Below are 18877 nucleotides of genomic sequence, written 5' to 3'. Positions count from 1 at the left end.
TGATGCGCCCATCTTCCAATGGCACGTTCAGATCCTGACGAATCAATACACGCTTGCCGGCGAGATCCTGGTCTTTCATTAATTTTACGGTCATGTTTTTCACCTTTACGAAGAAGCTCCGAATAAAACCAAATGCCTTTTTAAAACTCAATCTGAATTTCTTAACTTAACGCCTGAGTGCAACACACAAAATTGTATTGCGGCAAAACAAAACACCCGACTCGCGCCGGGTGTTTTTTCACTTACTTAGTCTTCCAACAATTCTTCAACAGTGCTGACGATGTTATCAACAGTGAAGCCGAAGTGTTCAAGCAGTTTGTTGCCCGGTGCAGATTCACCGAAGGTGGTCATGCCTACGATGCGGCCATCGAAGCCAACGTATTTGTACCAGAAATCGGCGTGTGCAGTTTCAACGGCAACGCGTGCGCCTACGCTGATTGGCAATACAGATTCTTTATAGGCAACGTCTTGTTGATCAAACACAGAAGTTGAAGGCATAGACACAACACGGATGTTTTTGCCTTTTGCTTTCAACGCTTCTGCTGCTTTCACAGTCACGCCAACTTCTGAACCGGTGGCGATCAGGATTGCTTCTGGTTCGCCTACAGAATCAATCAGCACATAACCGCCTTTGGCGATGTTGGCAACTTGCGCTTCAGTACGCGCAAAGAAATCCAGGTTTTGACGGCTGAATACCAACGCCGCCGGACCGTCTTTACGTTCAACCGCTGCTTTCCAGGCGACAACAGATTCAGTGCTGTCTGCCGGGCGCCAGGTTTCCAGGTTTGGAGTCAAACGCAAAGTGCCAAGCACTTCGATTGGCTGGTGGGTCGGGCCGTCTTCGCCTTGACCGATTGAGTCATGGGTATAAACGAACACGTTACGCAATTTCATCAGCGCGGACATACGCACTGCGTTAGCCGCGTATTGTTGGAACATCAAGAAGGTTGCACCGTAAGGAATGAAACCACCGTGGGCAGACACGCCGTTCATGATCGCGCTCATACCAAATTCGCGCACGCCGTAATACACGTAGTTACCGCTGGCATCACCAGCTTCTACGCCTTTGGATTTTTTAACCAACGTCAGGTTGGAACCCGCGAGGTCAGCAGAACCGCCGAGGATTTCTGGCAACCACTCAACAAATGCTGCGATGGTATTTTGCGATGCTTTACGGCTCGCAATTTTTTCGCCCTTAGCTTGAGTCTCAGCGATAAGCGCTTCGGCTTTTGCAGCGAAGTCCGCTGGCAATTCGCCTTTAATTACGCGGCGATCAAATTCAGCGGCCAATTCCGGGTGAGCCGCTTTATAAGCAGCGAATTTTTCGCCCCAGGATTTTTCTGCCGCAGCGCCTTTGGCTTTTGCATCCCAACCTTCGTATACGTCAGTTGGAACTACAAACGGCTCGTATTCCCAGTTCAGGGTCTTACGCACCAATGCCACTTCTTCCAAACCGAGTGGTGAGCCGTGGCAATCGTGTGAACCTTGTTTGTTCGGTGAACCGAAACCGATAACGGTTTTGGTAACGATCAAGGTTGGCTTGCTGGTTTCAGCGCGCGCCGCTTCGATTGCTGCTTTGATTGCATCGGGATTATGACCATCAACTGCCGGGATTACATGCCAGCCGTAAGATTCGAAACGCTTTGGAGTATCGTCAGTGAACCAGCCTTCAACGTGGCCATCGATAGAAATACCGTTGTCATCGTAGAACGCAATGAGTTTGCCCAAGCCCAAAGTGCCAGCCAGCGAACAAGCTTCATGGGAAACACCTTCCATCATGCAGCCATCGCCGAGGAAGCAGTAGGTGAAGTGATTAACGACTTCGTGGCCGTCGCGGTTGAATTGTGCCGCGAGTACTTTTTCGGCCAGCGCAAAACCAACGGCGTTAGCAATACCTTGACCCAATGGACCAGTGGTGGTTTCAACACCCGGGGTGTAACCACGCTCAGGATGGCCCGGAGTATTGGAATGCAATTGACGGAACTGTTGTAAATCGTCGAGCGAAACCGCGTAGCCGCTCAAGTGCAGCAAGGAGTAAATCAGCATGGAGCCGTGGCCGTTGGACAGCACAAAACGGTCGCGATCTGCCCATTCAGGGTTTTGCGGGTTGTGTTTTAAAAAGTCATTCCACAGAACTTCGGCGATATCCGCCATACCCATAGGTGCGCCCGGGTGGCCCGAGTTCGCTTTTTGAACGGCGTCCATAGAGAGGACACGGATTGCATTGGCAAGATGTTGGCGAGTTGGCATGAAACTCAAGGCTCCTTACGTATAAGTTGATTGCTGTTGTAGGTGGGCGCGCTCGAGCCTGAGCCGTAGCGAGTCAGGGGCACCCTGGGGTTGCAAAGCACTAATGGGCAATTGCCACTTATTTACAGGCCTCTGATGGGCTTTTGTGTCGTTGGGTTCCAGCCGCCGTCGCTGGGAGTGGTCGCTCAAGATGAAACAAGCGTCCACTGACAAAATGGGCTGGCATTTTCTCCCAGTGAGCGCCGCCCGTAAAGGAATAACAGACTTGATAGCCACAATTAATCGTGAAAACGGCTCGTATCAAACCAAATTGACCATCTTCAGACCAATTCGTCACAAAAAAGCCTAAAACCTATATCAAAATATTTTGATATAGGTTTTTTGGGCTGCTAGACTGCACAGCACTTGTCGCCCAATGACCCAACCATGAATCAACCTTTGCACACTGACACCAGCGCACTCCCGGTTCTTACCGATATAGTCGAACTGGAAACGCCGCTCAGCCCGCTTGCCAACCTGCTTAAAGCAGCTGGTGATCCACTGCGGCTGGAGATATTGCGCGTGCTCAGTCAGGACTCATTTGGCGTGCTGGAGCTGTGCCGGATTTTTTCGATCAAACAATCGGGCATGAGCCATCACCTCAAAGTGCTTAACAATGCTGGGCTATTAAGTTCGCGCCGCGAAGCCAATTCAATTTTTTATCGCCGTGCCTATTTAGCGCCCGATCATGCGCTCGCCGCATTACAGCAACAATTATTTGCGACTGTAGATACATTGCCGATTGCCGATCACTTGCGCGAACCCATTCGCGAATTGCAGCAAGAGCGCAGCCAGGCAGCGCAGGCTTTTTTTAGCGAGAACGCCGACAAATTCCGCGCGCAACAAGATTTGATTGCCAGCTATCCGGTCTACGCCGAACAGATGACGCAATTGCTTAACAACACTGCGTTGCGCGATAAAAAACTCGCGCTCGAAATCGGCCCCGGCGAAGGTGAATTTTTAGCAGTACTCGCGCAGCAATTTAATCAAGTGATTGCACTCGACATCGCCGCCAATATGCTCGACAAAGCGCGTGCGTTTGCGAGCGAAAAAGAATTGCGCAATATCGAATTTATCCACGGCGATACCCAAAGTTTGCCCAGCCATAAAGTATTGGCCGATTGCATTCTGGTGAACATGGTTTTGCATCACACACCATCGCCAGCGGATATTTTTCAGGATTTAAGTAAAGCACTCGCACCCGGCGGTGCGCTGCTGATCTGCGATCTCTGTCGCCACGAACAAGCATGGGCGCGCGACGCCTGCGGCGATTTATGGCAAGGCTTTGAACCACAGGATTTTTCGCGTTGGGCACAAGCCGCAAAGTTGGATGAAGGCCAGAGCGTGTATTTCGCATTGCGTAACGGATTCCAGATCCAATTGCGCCAATTTTTTAAACCGACGAATTTTTAAAATTACATTACGTAGCCCGTATGGAGTGTAACGAAATACGGGAACTATGATGACCGTGAATAACAACCCCGTATTGCGTTTCACTCCATACGGGCTACCAGATTTTTTATTTTCGAAATTATGTGAAGGAAAAAACCATGTCCGAATATTCCGTCTTTACATCTGAGTCAGTATCTGAAGGTCACCCCGACAAAATGGCCGATCAGATTTCTGATGCCGTGCTCGATGCGATTTTAGCGCGCGATCCACACGCCCGCGTTGCGGTAGAAACCTTGGTGAAAACCGGTATGGCAGTCATCGCCGGCGAACTGACCACCTCCTGTTACGTTGACCTTGAAGACATAGTACGCGATGTAATTACCGGTATTGGTTACAACAGTTCTGATGTAGGTTTTGATGGTGCCACCTGTGCAGTATTAAACGCGATTGGTAAACAATCGGTGGATATTAACCAAGGTGTTGATCGCGCAAAACCTGAAGACCAAGGCGCAGGCGACCAAGGTTTAATGTTTGGCTATGCCACCAATGAAACCCCCAACTTGATGCCAGCACCGGTGTACTACGCACACTTGTTGTGTAAGCGCCAATCGGAATTGCGCCGCAACGGTACCTTGCCCTGGTTGCGCCCCGATGCAAAATCACAAGTGACCATCAACTGGGAAGGTGCAACACCAAAAATTGATGCGGTGGTTTTATCAACTCAACATAGCCCCAGCATCAGCCTGGAAGATCTGCGTGAAGCGGTACTGGAAAACATCATTAAGCCAGTATTACCAAAAGAGTGGTTGCATGAAGGTACCTTGTATCACATTAACCCAACCGGCAACTTTGTGATTGGTGGCCCAGTAGGTGACTGTGGCTTAACCGGCCGCAAAATTATTGTAGATACCTACGGCGGTATGGCACGTCACGGCGGCGGTGCTTTCTCGGGTAAAGACCCATCAAAAGTTGACCGCTCTGCGGCTTACATGGGCCGTTATGTAGCGAAAAACATTGTGGCGGCAGGTCTCGCTGATCGCTGTGAAATTCAAGTGAGTTACGCTATTGGTGTAGCAGAACCCACCTCTATTTCTGTGAATAGTTTTGGTACCGGAAAATTAAACGATAAAGAGTTGGCGAACGTTGTGCGCAAAGAATTTGATTTGCGCCCTTACGCGATTCAAAAACAACTCGACTTGCTGCACCCGATGTATCAATTAACGGCCTCTTACGGCCACTTTGGTCGCGAACCGTTTGAACACACTTACCAATACACCGAAAATGGCGAGAAGAAATCAAAAACCTTCACTGCCTTTACTTGGGAGCGTACCGATAAAGTCGAGACGCTGAAAAAATACCTGTAAGAAATTATTTTTAAATTCACATCAGTGGAAAACCACACAGGAATTACTTATGAGCTTCACCGACTATAAAGTTGCCGCCAGAACCCCGGAAGAATTTGCAAAAGATGCCCACTGGGGCCGCAAAGAAATTGAAATCGCTGAAGGCGAAATGCCGGCATTGATGGCGCTGCGTCGCAAATACAAAAGTAGCAAGCCACTGGCCGATGCAAAAATTATCGGCTGTATCCACATGACCATCCAGACTGCCGTGTTGATTGAAACCCTGGTGGATCTCGGTGCAGAAGTGCGCTGGTCATCGTGCAATATTTTCTCGACACAAGATCACGCCGCCGCTGCAATTGCTGCTGCAGGCATTCCGGTATTTGCGTGGAAAGGTGAGACTGAAGAAGAATTCTGGTGGTGTATCGAGCAAACCATCAATAAAGATGGCAAGCCTTGGGCAGCCAACATGATCCTCGACGATGGCGGCGATGTAACGCAAATCGTGCACGAAAAATATCCGCACATGCTCGATGCGATTCATGGTATTTCTGAAGAGACCACCACCGGTGTGCATCGCTTGCTCGATATGTTGAAAAAAGGCCAATTAAAAGTGCCTGCGATCAACGTAAACGATGCAGTGACCAAAAGTAAAAACGACAACAAATACGGTTGTCGTCACAGCTTGAACGATGCCATCAAACGCGGCACCGACCATTTGCTCGCGGGTAAAAAAGCCTTGGTAATTGGTTACGGCGATGTGGGTAAAGGTTCAGCTGCATCACTGCGTCAGGAAGGTATGATTGTTAAAGTTACTGAAATCGATCCTATCTGTGCGATGCAAGCCTGCATGGACGGTTTTGAAGTGGTATCGCCCTACAACGACGGTATCAACACCGGCAAATACGAAGACATCAACCACATTGTGCTCGGCACCACTGACTTGGTAGTGACCACCACCGGTAACGTGAACGTATGTGATTCAGCCATGTTGCGCGCATTAAAAAATAGCGCCGTGGTATGTAACATCGGCCACTTCGACAGTGAAATTGATACCGCCTTTATGCGCAAAAATTGGGAGTGGGAAGAAGTTAAACCACAAGTGCATAAAATTTACCGCGACCGCGCAACCAACAACCATTTGATTTTGCTATCGGAAGGCCGCTTGGTTAACCTAGGCAACGCAACTGGCCACCCATCACGCATTATGGATGGCTCTTTCGCCAACCAGGTTCTCGCACAAATTTATTTGTACGAGCGCAAATTTGCCGACTTGCCAGCGGAGCAAAAAGCAGAACATTTGTACGTACGTGTACTGCCGAAGAAACTCGACGAAGAAGTTGCGCGCGATATGGTGGAAGGCTTTGGTGGCGTGATCACCAAACTGACCCAACACCAAGCCGAATACATCGGCGTAGATGCTGAAGGTCCATTCAAGCCGGAATCTTACAAATATTAATTAATGTAACCCCCCCCTAAACCTCCCAGCTAAGCGCCCCGCTTAAAAGGAAGGGAACAGATGCAGCTCTGAATTTAATAGGGAGTAAAGCTCCTCCCCATTTTTAAGGGGGAGGCAGGGAGGGGGTTAAAAGATCAGGATAAAAAAATGAACGACTCACAACCGCGCTTAAGTTTTGAATTTTTCCCGCCCAAAACGGCAGAGGGAAAAGAAAAGCTCATCAATGTGCGCAACCAATTAAATGCATTTGCGCCTGACTTTTTCTCGGTGACTTACGGTGCGGGCGGATCAACCCGTGACAACACTAAAGACATAGTAAAACAATTCAAAGCCGATGGTATTAGCATCGCACCGCATTTGTCTTTTGGTGGTGATGATGAAGCAACCATCAAGAGCCTGCTTCAAGAATATAAAGATGCAGGCGTGGATCGCATAGTAGCGCTGCGCGGCGATATGCCCTCGGGTGTGGGTGGCGCCTATCAGTTAGTGTATGCCAACGAATTAGTTGCGTTTATCCGAAAACATTTTGGTGAGCACTTTCATTTGGAAGTAGCGGCCTATCCGGAAATTCATCCGCAAGCAAAAAGCTACGACACGGATATTAATTATTTGAAAGGTAAATTTGATGCTGGCGCCAACAGTGCCATCACCCAATACTTTTTCAATCCGGACGCCTATTTTTATTTTGTTGATCAATGCAGAAAAGCGGGCATTACCCAGCCGATTTATCCCGGCATTATGCCGATCATCAATTACAAAAACCTGACCCGCTTTTCTGATGCCTGCGGCGCAGAGATTCCACGCTGGCTGCGCAAAGCATTGGAAAATTACGCCGATGATGACGCCAGCCTGAAAGCATTCGGCGTAGATTTGGTGACCGAGCTGTGCGAAGTCATGCTGGAAAACGAAGCTCCCGGCTTGCACTTCTACACCATGAATCAAAGCGAACCGACGGCACAGATTGTGAAAAACCTGGGATTAATCCCTAACGAATAATTTTTTCCGCCCCCTTACGGAGGAAATATAAAGATCGTATCACCTGAGCGATCTTTATATTTCCATCGTAAATTCCACATAAAAATAACATCGATTTTTCCGCGAATTTTACGCACTTAGCCTGTTTCGCGTAACTTATCCATAAACTCTCCTCTGCTCCACATCCTCCCAGCTATTACCCACCTAGACTCAAAATACCAAAGCAATTTTTTGCGGCGGTGTTAACCCGGTGAGTGAGGAATACAAAAGCCGAGGTGATGACTGTTTGTATCTTCATGAACCTTTAATAAAGGTAAATAAACGAAGGTGGTAAACACGTTATGTCTTATTACGCGCAGAATAATACCCAACAAAAATCCGCAGGCATTTTGTTTGTTATTGGATTTCACGCCCTGCTTATCTGGTGTCTTCTCAGTGGTGTGGGAAACAATATTATTAAACTCTTACCTGAACCGGTTCAAATTAAAATACTTGAGCCAGCACCAGTAGCGGTGACGCCACCTGCACCAATTGAACCCATCATCCAACAGTCGCAAGTAACGGTGATACAACCGGATATTTTCACTGTCACATCCAGCGAACCAAACAATGCCATCAGGGCTAACACTAGCCCCGTTATCACCGAACCTGTGTCGGCAATCACCAAACCCAAAATCCTGCGCGCAAGCAAACCGGATTATCCAGCCGCATCAATTCGTTTGGGAGAAGAGGGGGCGACAGGCTTGCGTTTGTACATCACCAAAGACGGTCGCGTCGCCGATGTCGAGTTGGCATCAAGCAGCGGCTCATTGCGACTCGATCAAGCCGCCATTAAACACGCAAAAAGTAATTGGAAATTTAGCCCCTGCACGGAAGATGGCGTAGCCATCGCTTGTTGGCACCAAACCAATTTAGTTTGGAAGATTGAAAGATAACAACGAGAGATTAAAAACGTCTCGCTGATAAGGAGACGTTTTTAATCCGCGTGGAATGAATAAAAATACACAACCAGCTTATCTTGCGGAACAAAATTTTTATGTTTGAATTCGAGCGTTAACGGATCAATACGCACTGGCTTCCCTGGAAAGCACAGCGACACCAGCTGATCTTTATTTTCCTTTTTAATACGCAAGGTAAAATCCTGTATCGGGCCAGCCCAGTTTCTACCAGTACCCAAAACGTACTCAACATCTTTAAGCATGACCATTATGTTTTTAGCGCCCGCGGCTCTTAAAGTCAGTAACTTTTTATGGTAAGCACGTTTAAAGCTGTCATCAATGCAGGCCTCCTGATTATTTTCAGATATAGCCGCAGCTTGGATCTTATAATCACTCTCAACAACGGAGTCATAAACAGGATAATTGTAAATTGAACCCACCATCGGTGAGTAGGTATGGACAATGTTAGTGATTTTTTTGGCTGGGAAAATCTGCTGCCACACCAAAGTTTGTTCCACGTCCCATGTTGGGCCATATTTGTACGATGACCAAGCGGCGCCTAATGGATATTTGTTGTCAGATTCGACCCCTTCTGTAGTGTAAGCGCCAACCTCCTTAAGTTTACTGATGGTTGTATCAGAGATTTCACATGAAAAATCATCATTCAGTTTGCAGCCGCCAAAAGTCTGAAAAATCTGTTCCTCATTCAGCCCTGCAGTACGTAATGGATGGGAAATGTCCTTTCCATTTAACAATGCTTTGTAGGTTGATTTAGTGACAACTCCAACTCCGTTACTCGACACCTTGAAGTTTTTTACAGGACCAACATTGATTGTTCCTGCGCTTACGCCCAAATCAAAGCCGTAAACAGGCATAGGAAATGCGATCAAAGAATCAATATCACTTGAGTTTTTATTGTAAAAGTCATACTCAACACGAATCTCCTTTTGCGATATCGTTAGCGTTTCCTTTTGCATTTCGATGTCGTCAGTTTTAACCAACTCAATTCCGGTTGTGCCAATACGTGCAGTAGAGTCGTTACCCTGTGCAGTAAGGCTAAAAACTAAAGCACCAAAAGTAATCCAATTTTTATTCATTTATATAAACCTGAAAATACCCACTGCTCAGCCAACATAATTGGCTGAGCATTCTATTATCAACCTTCGCTCAACGCCTGCTTCTGCAACGCATTCAATTGCGCGATTCCTTTTTTAGCCAGCCCCAACATCGCAGCGAATTCCGCCTCGGTAAATGGCTCGGCTTCAGCAGTGCCCTGGATTTCAATAATGCCGCCGTCATCACCCATTACCACGTTCATATCAGTATCAGCGGATGAGTCTTCGGGATAATCCAGATCGAGCACCGGCACGCCTTGATAAATCCCCACGGAGATAGACGCAATCGCGCGCTTGAGTGGTTCGCCAGTTACTTTGCCTTGCGCTTTGAGGAAGTTAATTGCATCAGCCAGCGCAACCCAGGCACCGGTGATGGACGCGGTGCGAGTGCCGCCGTCAGCCTGAATAACGTCACAATCGATATGTATGGTATTTTCGCCCAGCGCAGTTAAATCTACCGCCGCGCGCAATGAGCGACCGATCAAACGTTGGATTTCGACGGTGCGCCCTTGCTGCTTGCCGCGCGCTGCTTCGCGATCCATACGGGTGCCGGTTGAGCGTGGCAACATGCCATATTCGGCGGTGAGCCAACCCTGTCCCTGACCGCGCAAAAAGGGCGGGACGGAATTCACCACACTCGCGGTACAGATAACTTTGGTATCACCAAATTCGACCAGAACCGAGCCTTCGGCGTGCTTGGTGTAGCGGCGGGTGATGCGAATAGGGCGTAATTGGTCGGAATTGCGGCCACTTGGACGTTGCATAAAAAGGAATCCTTACTACTGGAAATGAATAGCCGGGAAGGTGTGTTACCATCCCCCATCTGTTAATGAATGTAATTTGCAAGGGAACTCTACCAGCTCTTACGCCGCCAAGACCAGCGTTGATGATGCTTAGACGTACCGCCATCTTTGAGGAATGACTATGCCACGTAGTATGACTGGATTTGCCCGTCGTGAAGCCAAGCTCCCCTGGGGTACGCTGGTGTGGGAAATCCGCAGTGTGAATCACCGCTACCTCGAACCCAGCTTCCGCCTCCCTGAAGACTTCCGTGAAATTGAACCCCATCTGCGCGATGCCATGCGCAAAGCCCTGCAGCGCGGCAAAGTCGAAGCCAGCCTGAGTGTGCAATGGGAACAGGAAGCTGAATCTGAATTGGGAATCAACTTACACAAAATCGCACAGCTGACCAAAGCGGCGCAGCAGATCAATGGCCTGCTTGGATCGGTTGCTGCGCCGGTTAATGCCCTGGATATTTTGCGCTGGCCCGGCGTGATCCAAAAACAGGAATTGGATCGCGAGCAAATGCACAAAGCGGCGTTGGATTTATTTGAATCAGCGCTGGAAGGCCTGATTGAACATCGCTCACGCGAAGGCGCGGAACTTGAGCAATTAATTATCAACCGACTCACCAGCGTCTCTACACAAGTAGCCAACGTGCGTGCGCGCATGCCGGAAATTCTCGCCGCGCAACGCGAAAAACTGCAAACCAAACTCGCGGCATTGCAAATCGAATTAGACCCTGAACGTCTTGAACAAGAAATTGTGCTGCTCGCACAAAAAGCCGACGTAGATGAAGAACTGGATCGCCTCGACACTCACGTGATCGAAGTCAAACGCAGCCTCAAGCAAACCGACTCCCTTGGTCGCCGGTTAGACTTTTTGATGCAGGAATTGAACCGCGAAGCCAACACCCTTTCCTCAAAATCAGTGGTGAGCGATACTACGCAAGCGGCGGTAGAGCTGAAAGTGTTGATCGAGCAGATGCGGGAGCAGGTGCAGAACATCGAATAAGTTTTTACGCACAAGGTATTTACGCCAATCGCCAATAAAAGGACGATCGCTTGCTTACTTATCTGGTATTTGCAGTTGCCTTTTTGATTATTGCATCGCTGATCTTTACTCCTGTCTGGCGCTCGCGCCAGCGCAAAGAGTTGGCGACCAGCGCTTTCCCTGAACATTGGCGCACGCTATTGGAGCAGCGGTGGAAAATGTATTCGTTGTTGCCTGCAGAGTTAAAACTGCAGTTGCAGCAGCAGATTCAGATAATGATGGCCGACACGGAGTTTTACGGCTGCAACGGGCTGGAAGTGACCGAGGAGATGCGCTTGCTGGCGCAAGCGAGTTTGCTGTATGGCAATGTGGTGCAAGATCCCTTGTCTGACTTCCCGCACGTACTGCTCTACCCGGGTGCGTTTATCAACGATACTCCCAGAGCCAATGAGTTTGGCGTGGTGAGCAATGATCGCTATGTGTTACTGGGTGAGTCATGGGAGCAGGGCAAAGTGATTTTAGCCTGGGCCGATATCGAAAAAAATTTGCAGCAGCTGGATGGCCACAATCTGGTGATTCACGAGTATGCGCACCAGGTAGACGGCTACGACGGCACCATGAATGGTTCGCCGCCGTTAGCAGGCCGCAGTGCGTTTACGTCCTGGCCAAATGTAATGCAAGCAGCTTATGACGATGTATGTCGCCGGGTTAATGCAGGTGATGAATCTTATGAGCCTTATGCAACGACGAATCCGGCAGAATTTTTTGCAGTAACTTGCGAATATTTTTTTACCCTGCCGCATTTTTTAGCAGAGCGTTATCACGAGGTTTATCATTTGTTGACCGAGCTTTATCGGTTAGATCCGCGGCAGTGGCAACAACCTAAATGAGAAACTGAAAGGGGATATCTGGCAACAGATATCCCCTTTCAGTTTCTAAGGCGGGTTAACAGCTTGGTGCGTATTAAAGCTTTCCATCCAGCGCCATCTTCACGAACTCAGTATCAAAACGCAGTTTGATATTTTTCTTATCACCCAAAATAGTGCCGTCGCTAAATTGCATACCGACTGCATCGGGGCTGGTGCTGCCTTCACCGAGCAAACCTTTTTCAAATGAAAATTGGCGCACCTTGTCCATGGTCGTTAACAGCTGCGCACTGCTGGCAAAAGTGTAGGCGGTGGCGGGGGTGTAGAAAAGTTCGGTGTCCTTCAATTGCGCGTCGTAACCGGCGAGGTCGGTGCCGGATTTGGTCGCCATAAAAGTGCGCGCGGCTTTGGCTTGTTCATTATTTTGTGACATTAAATACAAGGTTTCAAACCATGCGCCGACCAGCGCCTTACCCAATTCTGGATTGGCTTTGAGCACATCGGTTTTCACCACCATCATGTCGATAATTTCGCCCGGAATTTCTTTAGAGGTAAACACACTCAGCGCTTGAGGGTACTGCTCCTCGATAATGCTCAGTTGCGGATTCCACACCGCCGCCGCAGTGACTTCTTTGGTGGCAAAGGAGGCGACTGCATCAGCGTCGGAAGTGTTTACCAATGTGACATCGCGCTCGCTCATCTTGTGTTTATCGAGCGCGCGCGCGAGTAAATAGTGAGAAACTGACAGCTCCACCAGATTTACTTTGCGGCCCTTGAGATCAGCAAAACTTTTCGCATCTTTCAAAATAATCGCGTCGTTGCCGTTGGAGTAATCGCCCAGAATCAAACCAGTGGTATCCACACCGCTGGCAGCGGGGATGGTGAGCGCATCCATATTGGTCATACCGCAAGCATCAAAGTCGCCGGCGGTGTATTGGTTGATGGATTCGATGTAGTCGTTGAGCTGCACCACTTCGATTCCAATGCCGTATTTTTTCGCCCACTTATCGATGATGCCTTTTTCGGTGGCGTAGGCCCAGGGCATCCAGCCGGCATAAATAGTCCAGGCTACTTTGAAGGAGGTTTTTTTCTCCGCAGCTGACGCAGGGTTGATCGATAACACACTGAACACCAGCAACATCAGGCTCAGCAGTAATTTTTGATAGATTTTTACAGCGTTGTTCACAGTCATAATTACCTCGGCTGATTAAAAAACAGGTTTGGTGTAGCGGGTCAGGGTTTGTGCTTCGCGTGCAAACCAGGCTTCTGCCTCCGGCGTAAAACCGGTGGATGCACTGAAGGCAATATCGGGTTCAAGGGTATCTATAGTGAAAATGCGTTCGCAGGGCTCTCCGGCGCAATACAAGGTCTGCCGCACCAACGGCTGATCACCTTCCTGATCAATTACTTCAAAACCATCGAGCGGACACAGCAGTTGGCCGACACGACCAGGCTGGGTGGACAACATAATGTTGTAGCCCTTTTCGATAGAGCCCTGCGCCACCGAGGTTTCAAAATTAAACAGTGCCGCGAGCTGCGCGTCCTGTCCCTGGGCGGCAACAGCCATGCTGCGCAAGGCGTTGTGGGATTGCTCGGGCGCGAAGCTTTGGTTGCGCCCCAATACCAAACCGGCGTAGTCGCCGCAGACGATCAAACCACCGCCGCGATGGCGCACGGCTCCGGTGGCAAGATTGCGCTCCTCCACCAAGCGCAGCCCCGCCAATACACCAAGTGCAGAGGGTTGCAGGCGCCAGTCTTCGACGTAAGCACCGCTGGGTGCCAGCTCAATCATGCAATTGCCAAAGCGTTTGAGGATGCCGGGCTCAACCCAGCGGTTATGAAATTGCAGCGAGCAGTCCGTATCGCGCCAACTGAGGACATCGCCCTCCCAATCGCACAGGGCTTCCCAACCCTCGTAATTGCCCAGCTGCCGCAGCTCGTCGGCGGAGTATTCTGCCCAGGCGCGCGCCGGTAATTGCTCGCCCTTGATGGGCAGGCGCAAGTCAAGGGTGAAATTGCGGCTTTGCAGCCAGCACACATGGGTGTGCAAATCGGTTTCGCCATTGGCAAAGCTGATGGAGTAACGTTTGAAATAACCCAGCATCCAGTCCGGCACCCCGCGCGCGGGACGCTGGCCATAGCGATCAATTAGCTCATGGAGATTCATACTGGCGCACCTCCGCTTGCTGGCGTGCGCGTGGGGGTTTGATATCCAAACGAGGAGAGATTTTTAGCGCCCTCGGGCAGTTGGATAGTGCCCTCCGCCAGCTGCTTTTTCAGATAGGCAAAGGTTTGCATGGTTTGCGCATACAGATGTTCACCGCAGCTCAAAGGCGCATAGCGGCTGGGAGTTTCGGGGTCGAGCAGCGCGGGAATCGGCGCGATTACCGTGTCGTAATCGCAGGCGCAAAACAGCGGAAAGGAATAGCGCTCCTCGCCCACTTTGCGTACACGGTGGGCAGTGGCGACAAAATTGCCATTGCTCAGCACCTCCAGCATGTCGCCGATATTGATCACAAATGCGCCCTCCACCAGCGGCACATCAATCCAGTCACCGGCACCGTTCATCACCTCAAGACCGGGAGCTGTGGGTAGCAAAATCGTAAAACACTCGTAGTCGGTATGGGCACCAATGCCGGGTCGATCCTGCGGCGCATTGGCGTTATAGGGATAGTGGATCAAACGCAGCTGGCTGGGCGGCGTGGTGATCTGCCGGGTAAAGGCATCCTCGGGCAGATTCAAAGCCAGCGCAAAACCGCGGAACAACCGGTTGCTGAGCGCAAACACCGCTTCGTAATAAGCTTTTACATCCTCTTTAAACCCGGGTAAATCGGGCCATTGGTTAGCGCCCAACATGGGCTTACGGCCTTCATCTGGCAGGTAATCAAAGCTGATGTCATAGGCTTCTTTGTTATCCACCACCCCGCTCGCAAACTGCTCTTCGCCCTCGGGAACATAGCCGCTATGGTTGGTCGACTGACCGATATAGTGGCGCATTTTGCGCTCGATCGGCTGGGCAAAATATTCCCGGACGCGATCCTTTAAACGCTGGATCAATTCGGGCGCAACCCCGTGGCCGGTCACGTACAAAAAACCAACCTCGCGCGCGGCTTTGCCGAGTTCATCGGCCACTGACTGACGATCCTGTAAGACACTCGACGAGAGCAAGCTGACATCAACCAGCGGCAGCTGGCGAAAGGCCCTATGAGGTTTAGGTATATCGGGGTTTGGTATAGCGGATTCGGACACCATGAAAACCTCCTGAATAAATTCAAAATGTTATCTGGCCGTCCAGTGATGCTAGCGGTTCGGCACCGCCCCGGGTCGTCCCGGTTGAATTGCAAAATCAGATTACAAAAAGTAAATCTGTCACCTGGACATAGCAAACCATGTGCCACCAACGGCATCACCATGCGTTAGGTAAATCGACTTAACTAGTAAAATCAATACGATAGAAAATGAAACTCAATGAGAATTGGGCGAGCAATCGTCACATTAAAAATCATTTCACAGGGATATAGCACCTGAACATGCTGCGCGAATGTGCAATATTATTTGCCTTGAACAGAAATAGCGCATCGGTAAGCATTGACCGGAGGATGTGATGCAAAAGCAGGAATTGGATCGCAAGTAAATGCAAAGCAGAATATCGAGCGGATAGTTAAAGAGCATTCACTTCCGCGAGCGAATGCTCTTCGACTTGCAGGCCATTATTATTTTTCCGGCAACATCCGCGTAAGCACATCATCGCGACGCACCCAGTGGTGATAAAAAGCCGCAACCACGTGCAATAGCACAACACCCCACGCAACCCACTTTCCAAGGAAGTGATGGACTATATCCATCGGCTCCTCAAATTCTTTCCAGGTAATACTGTAATTGTCCATCATCCACGCAAAGAGTGCGGTGTCTTTAAATGTTGGGATAGTGAAAATTCCAAAATCAGTTCCCAGGCTGGTACCCAAATATCCGGTGAGTGGCAAAATAATAAGCAATGCATAGAGCCCCCAATGCGCGAAATGCGCAAGCAGATGTTCAGCGTTTGAACCGGGAACATCATCGGGCTGGACGCTCATAAATCGCCACACTAAACGTGGCAGTACCAGCAGACCAACCAGCACACCTAACACCCAATGAATGTTAAGTATTGGCAAGAACTGTGACGAATCCTCGTCAACAAACCAGATAAGATAATAAACAACAATGTAAGCACCGATAAAAGCCGCTGCACTCGTCCAGTGAAAAAATTTGGCGATAGCACCGAAGCGCGTTGCAGTATTTTTCCATTGCATCATTAAATCATCCTCACGATTTTAAAAAGCGAGCAATCTAAACACACAGGCAAATAAGTACAAGCGCGAATACTTAACCAATTGAATCAACTTTTTCGATTATTCACATTACAATCTGCAGTGGATTACATTCCACTCCAATAAAAAAAGCGCTCCAAGTGGAGCGCCTTTTTTAATATCGATGGTTACATTTAAATTCCGCGACCATCCACCAAACGTTTTATTGCCAGCGGATTTTCCGCCTGCAATTCCGGTGGCAATAATTCATCGGGAATATCCTGATAGCAAACCGGACGCAAGAAACGTTCAAGTGCCGCAGTGCCAACGGATGTGCTGCGCGAATCGGTTGTCGCTGGCCAAGGGCCGCCGTGAACCATTGCATGGCAAACTTCCACACCGGTCGGCCAACCATTAGCTAAAATGCGGCCGGCTTTACGTTCCAGTATTGGCAGTAATGTGCGCGCAAAATCCAGATCAGAATTTACGAAATGGAGTGTCGCAGTGAGTTGGCCTTCCATCTTTTGTAACACTTGCAGGATTTCATTTTCATCGCGGCAGCGAATCAATAAAGATGCTGAACCAAACATTTCTTCGTGCAAATTGGAATCACTAAGAAACGCCTGCGCGTTGGTCGAGAAGAATGCAGCGCGGCAACTATTGGGTGCCGTTGAATCCAAACCAATTCCCAATACTTCTACATTGTTGTTGCTTGCAACCTGTGCGGTGCTTTTTGCATAGGCGGAATGAATTCCGGGCGTCAACATGGTTTGTGCTGCCGATTCTTGCAAAGCATTTTTGGCAGATGCAACAAACAGATCGAGCGAGGGTGAATCTATCGCCACTAACAAACCGGGGTTGGTACAAAATTGTCCGGCACCCATCGTCAGTGATCCAACAAACTGGCGACCAAGTTCTGCAGCTTTTTCGATTAACGCACCTGGCAAAAGTACGACGGGATTGAGCGCACTTAACTCACCGTAAAATGGAATCGGCTGCGGGCGCTGTTGCGCAATACGCATCAATGCAACACCGCCATTGCGCGAGCCAGTAAAACCAACTGCTTGAATAAACGGATGCGCAACCAATGCTGCACCCACATCACTGCCCGCACCAAATACCAATGAGAAAACACCTTCAGGTAATCCGCATTGCCCTACAGCGAGCTGGATAACCTGCCCAACCAATTCAGATGTGCCGGGATGCGCAGAATGACCTTTCACGACTACAGGACAACCTGCTGCCAATGCCGATGCGGTATCACCACCGGCAACGGAAAAAGCGAGCGGGAAATTACTCGCACCAAATACCGCAACGGGACCGAGCGGGATTCGACGCTGGCGCAAATCAGCGCGCGGTAAAGGCTTGCGCTCTGGCATACGCAAATCAATGCGCGGCATATTTTGCTCGCCCGCTTGAATGGTCGCCGCAAACAAACGCAATTGTCCGCAGGTGCGTGCGCGCTCACCTTCTAGCCGCGCGCGCGGTAAACCGGTTTCGGCCATTGCGCGCTCAATAAGTTGATCGCCAATGGCTTCGATATTGCGCGCAATCGTTTCAAGAAAATTGGCGCGTACAGCCGGTGATGTTGCGCGATAAATATCGAACGCCTGCTCAGCGAGATGGCAAGCTTGCTCGACATCTGCTGCGCTTCCCAAATGATAAGCCGGTTCGAGTTGTTCGCCGGTTGCCGGGTTAATTGCGTACAAAGTACCGCTAGTACCAGCGACCTGTCGGGAACCTATCAATAAATTTCCGGTTAATTTCATTTGGTATACCTTTTATGAAACTGTGTCTGAAACAACACAATGTAATTACTTAATGCGCGCAATCAATTTAGCCAGATCAGCCATCTCTGCTTCGGTAAGATCAGTCAATGGTGTGCGCACCGGGCCTGCATCACGGCCAACCAATTTCATACCCGCTTTAACGATAGAAACCGCATAACCTTGCTTGCGATTGCGGATCGCAATATAGGGCAGCACAAATTTGTTTAAACTATCATAAACTTTTGCATGATCGCGCGCACGAACCGCGTGGTAAAACTCCAGCGCAAATTCCGGCACGAAATTAAAGATGGCGGATGAGTAAGTGGTAACACCCATTTCCAAATAGGGCAGCGCAAACGTTTCTGCCGTTGGCAAACCGCCAATATAAGTAAAGCGATCACCAAGGCGCGAATAAATACGCGTCATTAATTCAATATCACCCAGACCGTCTTTGTAACCAACAAGATTCGGGCAGCGCTCAGCGAGTTTTTCCAACTCAACTTCATCGAGGCGTTGGTTTGCGCGATTGTAAACAATTACGCCCAACTTGGTGGATTTACAAATCGCTTCCACATGTGCGGCAACGCCATCTTTTGCTGCTTCGGTTAAATAAGGTGGCAACAATAAAATACCATCGGCACCTGCTGCTTCTGCCGCTTGGCAATATTC

General features: G+C 49.4%; 16 protein-coding genes. 7 read left to right on the top strand and 9 right to left on the bottom strand.

All coding sequences use genetic code 11. The features are described from left to right. Window positions 1–246: 246 nt before the first annotated feature. The gene (gene tkt, locus AAGC78_RS20735) at window positions 247–2250 is read right to left on the bottom strand and encodes a transketolase (protein ID WP_435786019.1); all 2004 of its coding nucleotides are present in this window, start codon (window positions 2248–2250) and stop codon (window positions 247–249) included. Between the two features lie 426 nt (window positions 2251–2676). On the opposite strand from tkt, the gene AAGC78_RS20730 reads away from it, so the two are divergent. The 5 genes from AAGC78_RS20730 (at window position 2677) to AAGC78_RS20710 (ending at window position 8393) form a co-directional block, all read left to right on the top strand. Next, window positions 2677–3702: a metalloregulator ArsR/SmtB family transcription factor gene (locus tag AAGC78_RS20730; protein WP_435786018.1), complete on the top strand. Its 1026-nt coding sequence runs from the start codon at window positions 2677–2679 to the stop codon at window positions 3700–3702. Between the two features lie 137 nt (window positions 3703–3839). Continuing rightward, complete coding sequence (metK, locus tag AAGC78_RS20725) at window positions 3840–5045, top strand: methionine adenosyltransferase (protein WP_435786017.1); 1206 nt, start codon at window positions 3840–3842, stop codon at window positions 5043–5045. Between the two features lie 49 nt (window positions 5046–5094). Continuing rightward, window positions 5095–6483 (top strand): adenosylhomocysteinase, encoded by a 1389-nt coding sequence (ahcY, locus tag AAGC78_RS20720; protein WP_435786016.1) that lies wholly within the window; start codon window positions 5095–5097, stop codon window positions 6481–6483. Between the two features lie 147 nt (window positions 6484–6630). Continuing rightward, window positions 6631–7479, top strand: a complete 849-nt coding sequence (gene metF, locus AAGC78_RS20715) for a methylenetetrahydrofolate reductase [NAD(P)H] (protein ID WP_435786015.1) — start codon at window positions 6631–6633, stop codon at window positions 7477–7479. Between the two features lie 320 nt (window positions 7480–7799). Next, entirely contained in the window at window positions 7800–8393 is a 594-nt protein-coding gene (locus tag AAGC78_RS20710; RefSeq protein ID WP_435786014.1) for a TonB family protein, read from the top strand. Between the two features lie 41 nt (window positions 8394–8434). Here AAGC78_RS20710 and AAGC78_RS20705 read toward each other — a convergent pair whose 3' ends face one another. Further along, window positions 8435–9493 (bottom strand): DUF4424 family protein, encoded by a 1059-nt coding sequence (locus tag AAGC78_RS20705; RefSeq protein ID WP_435786013.1) that lies wholly within the window; start codon window positions 9491–9493, stop codon window positions 8435–8437. Window positions 9494–9552: 59 nt separating this feature from the next. Continuing rightward, a complete protein-coding gene (rph, locus tag AAGC78_RS20700) occupies window positions 9553–10275 on the bottom strand; it encodes a ribonuclease PH (protein WP_435786012.1) in 723 nt (240 codons plus the stop codon). A 160-nt stretch (window positions 10276–10435) separates the two neighbouring features. Here rph and AAGC78_RS20695 point away from each other — a divergent pair, with 160 nt between their 5' ends. Further along, on the top strand, window positions 10436–11305 hold the full coding sequence (locus tag AAGC78_RS20695) for a YicC/YloC family endoribonuclease (protein ID WP_435786011.1): 870 nt from the start codon (window positions 10436–10438) through the stop codon (window positions 11303–11305). Between the two features lie 50 nt (window positions 11306–11355). Beyond that, window positions 11356–12174 (top strand): zinc-dependent peptidase, encoded by an 819-nt coding sequence (locus AAGC78_RS20690; protein ID WP_435786010.1) that lies wholly within the window; start codon window positions 11356–11358, stop codon window positions 12172–12174. Between the two features lie 73 nt (window positions 12175–12247). On the opposite strand, the gene AAGC78_RS20685 is transcribed toward AAGC78_RS20690, so the two are convergent. The 6 genes from AAGC78_RS20685 to AAGC78_RS20660 all read right to left on the bottom strand — a co-directional run. Further along, window positions 12248–13342 carry a putative urea ABC transporter substrate-binding protein gene (locus tag AAGC78_RS20685; protein ID WP_435786009.1) on the bottom strand — a complete coding sequence of 365 codons (1095 nt, stop codon included), beginning with the start codon at window positions 13340–13342 and terminating at the stop codon, window positions 12248–12250. Between the two features lie 15 nt (window positions 13343–13357). Further along, window positions 13358–14317 (bottom strand): hypothetical protein, encoded by a 960-nt coding sequence (locus AAGC78_RS20680; protein WP_435786008.1) that lies wholly within the window; start codon window positions 14315–14317, stop codon window positions 13358–13360. Next, a complete protein-coding gene (locus tag AAGC78_RS20675) occupies window positions 14314–15402 on the bottom strand; it encodes an isopenicillin N synthase family dioxygenase (protein WP_435786007.1) in 1089 nt (362 codons plus the stop codon). Before AAGC78_RS20675 ends, AAGC78_RS20680 begins: the two co-directional genes overlap by 4 nt. Window positions 15403–15863: 461 nt before the next feature. Then, window positions 15864–16445, bottom strand: coding sequence for a cytochrome b (locus AAGC78_RS20670; RefSeq protein WP_435786006.1), 582 nt, complete (start codon window positions 16443–16445; stop codon window positions 15864–15866). Between the two features lie 188 nt (window positions 16446–16633). Next, window positions 16634–18208, bottom strand: a complete 1575-nt coding sequence (locus AAGC78_RS20665; protein WP_435786005.1) for an aldehyde dehydrogenase (NADP(+)) — start codon at window positions 18206–18208, stop codon at window positions 16634–16636. Between the two features lie 45 nt (window positions 18209–18253). After that, window positions 18254–18877: 5-dehydro-4-deoxyglucarate dehydratase (locus tag AAGC78_RS20660; protein WP_435786004.1), on the bottom strand; the 624-nt coding region annotated here is incomplete at its 5' end.

Source organism: Cellvibrio sp., assembly GCF_039207905.1.
In the GTDB taxonomy this organism is placed as follows: Bacteria; Pseudomonadota; Gammaproteobacteria; order Pseudomonadales; family Cellvibrionaceae; genus Cellvibrio.
Note: the sequence above shows the minus strand (reverse complement) of the source record. Positions and strands in the feature narration are given on the sequence as shown.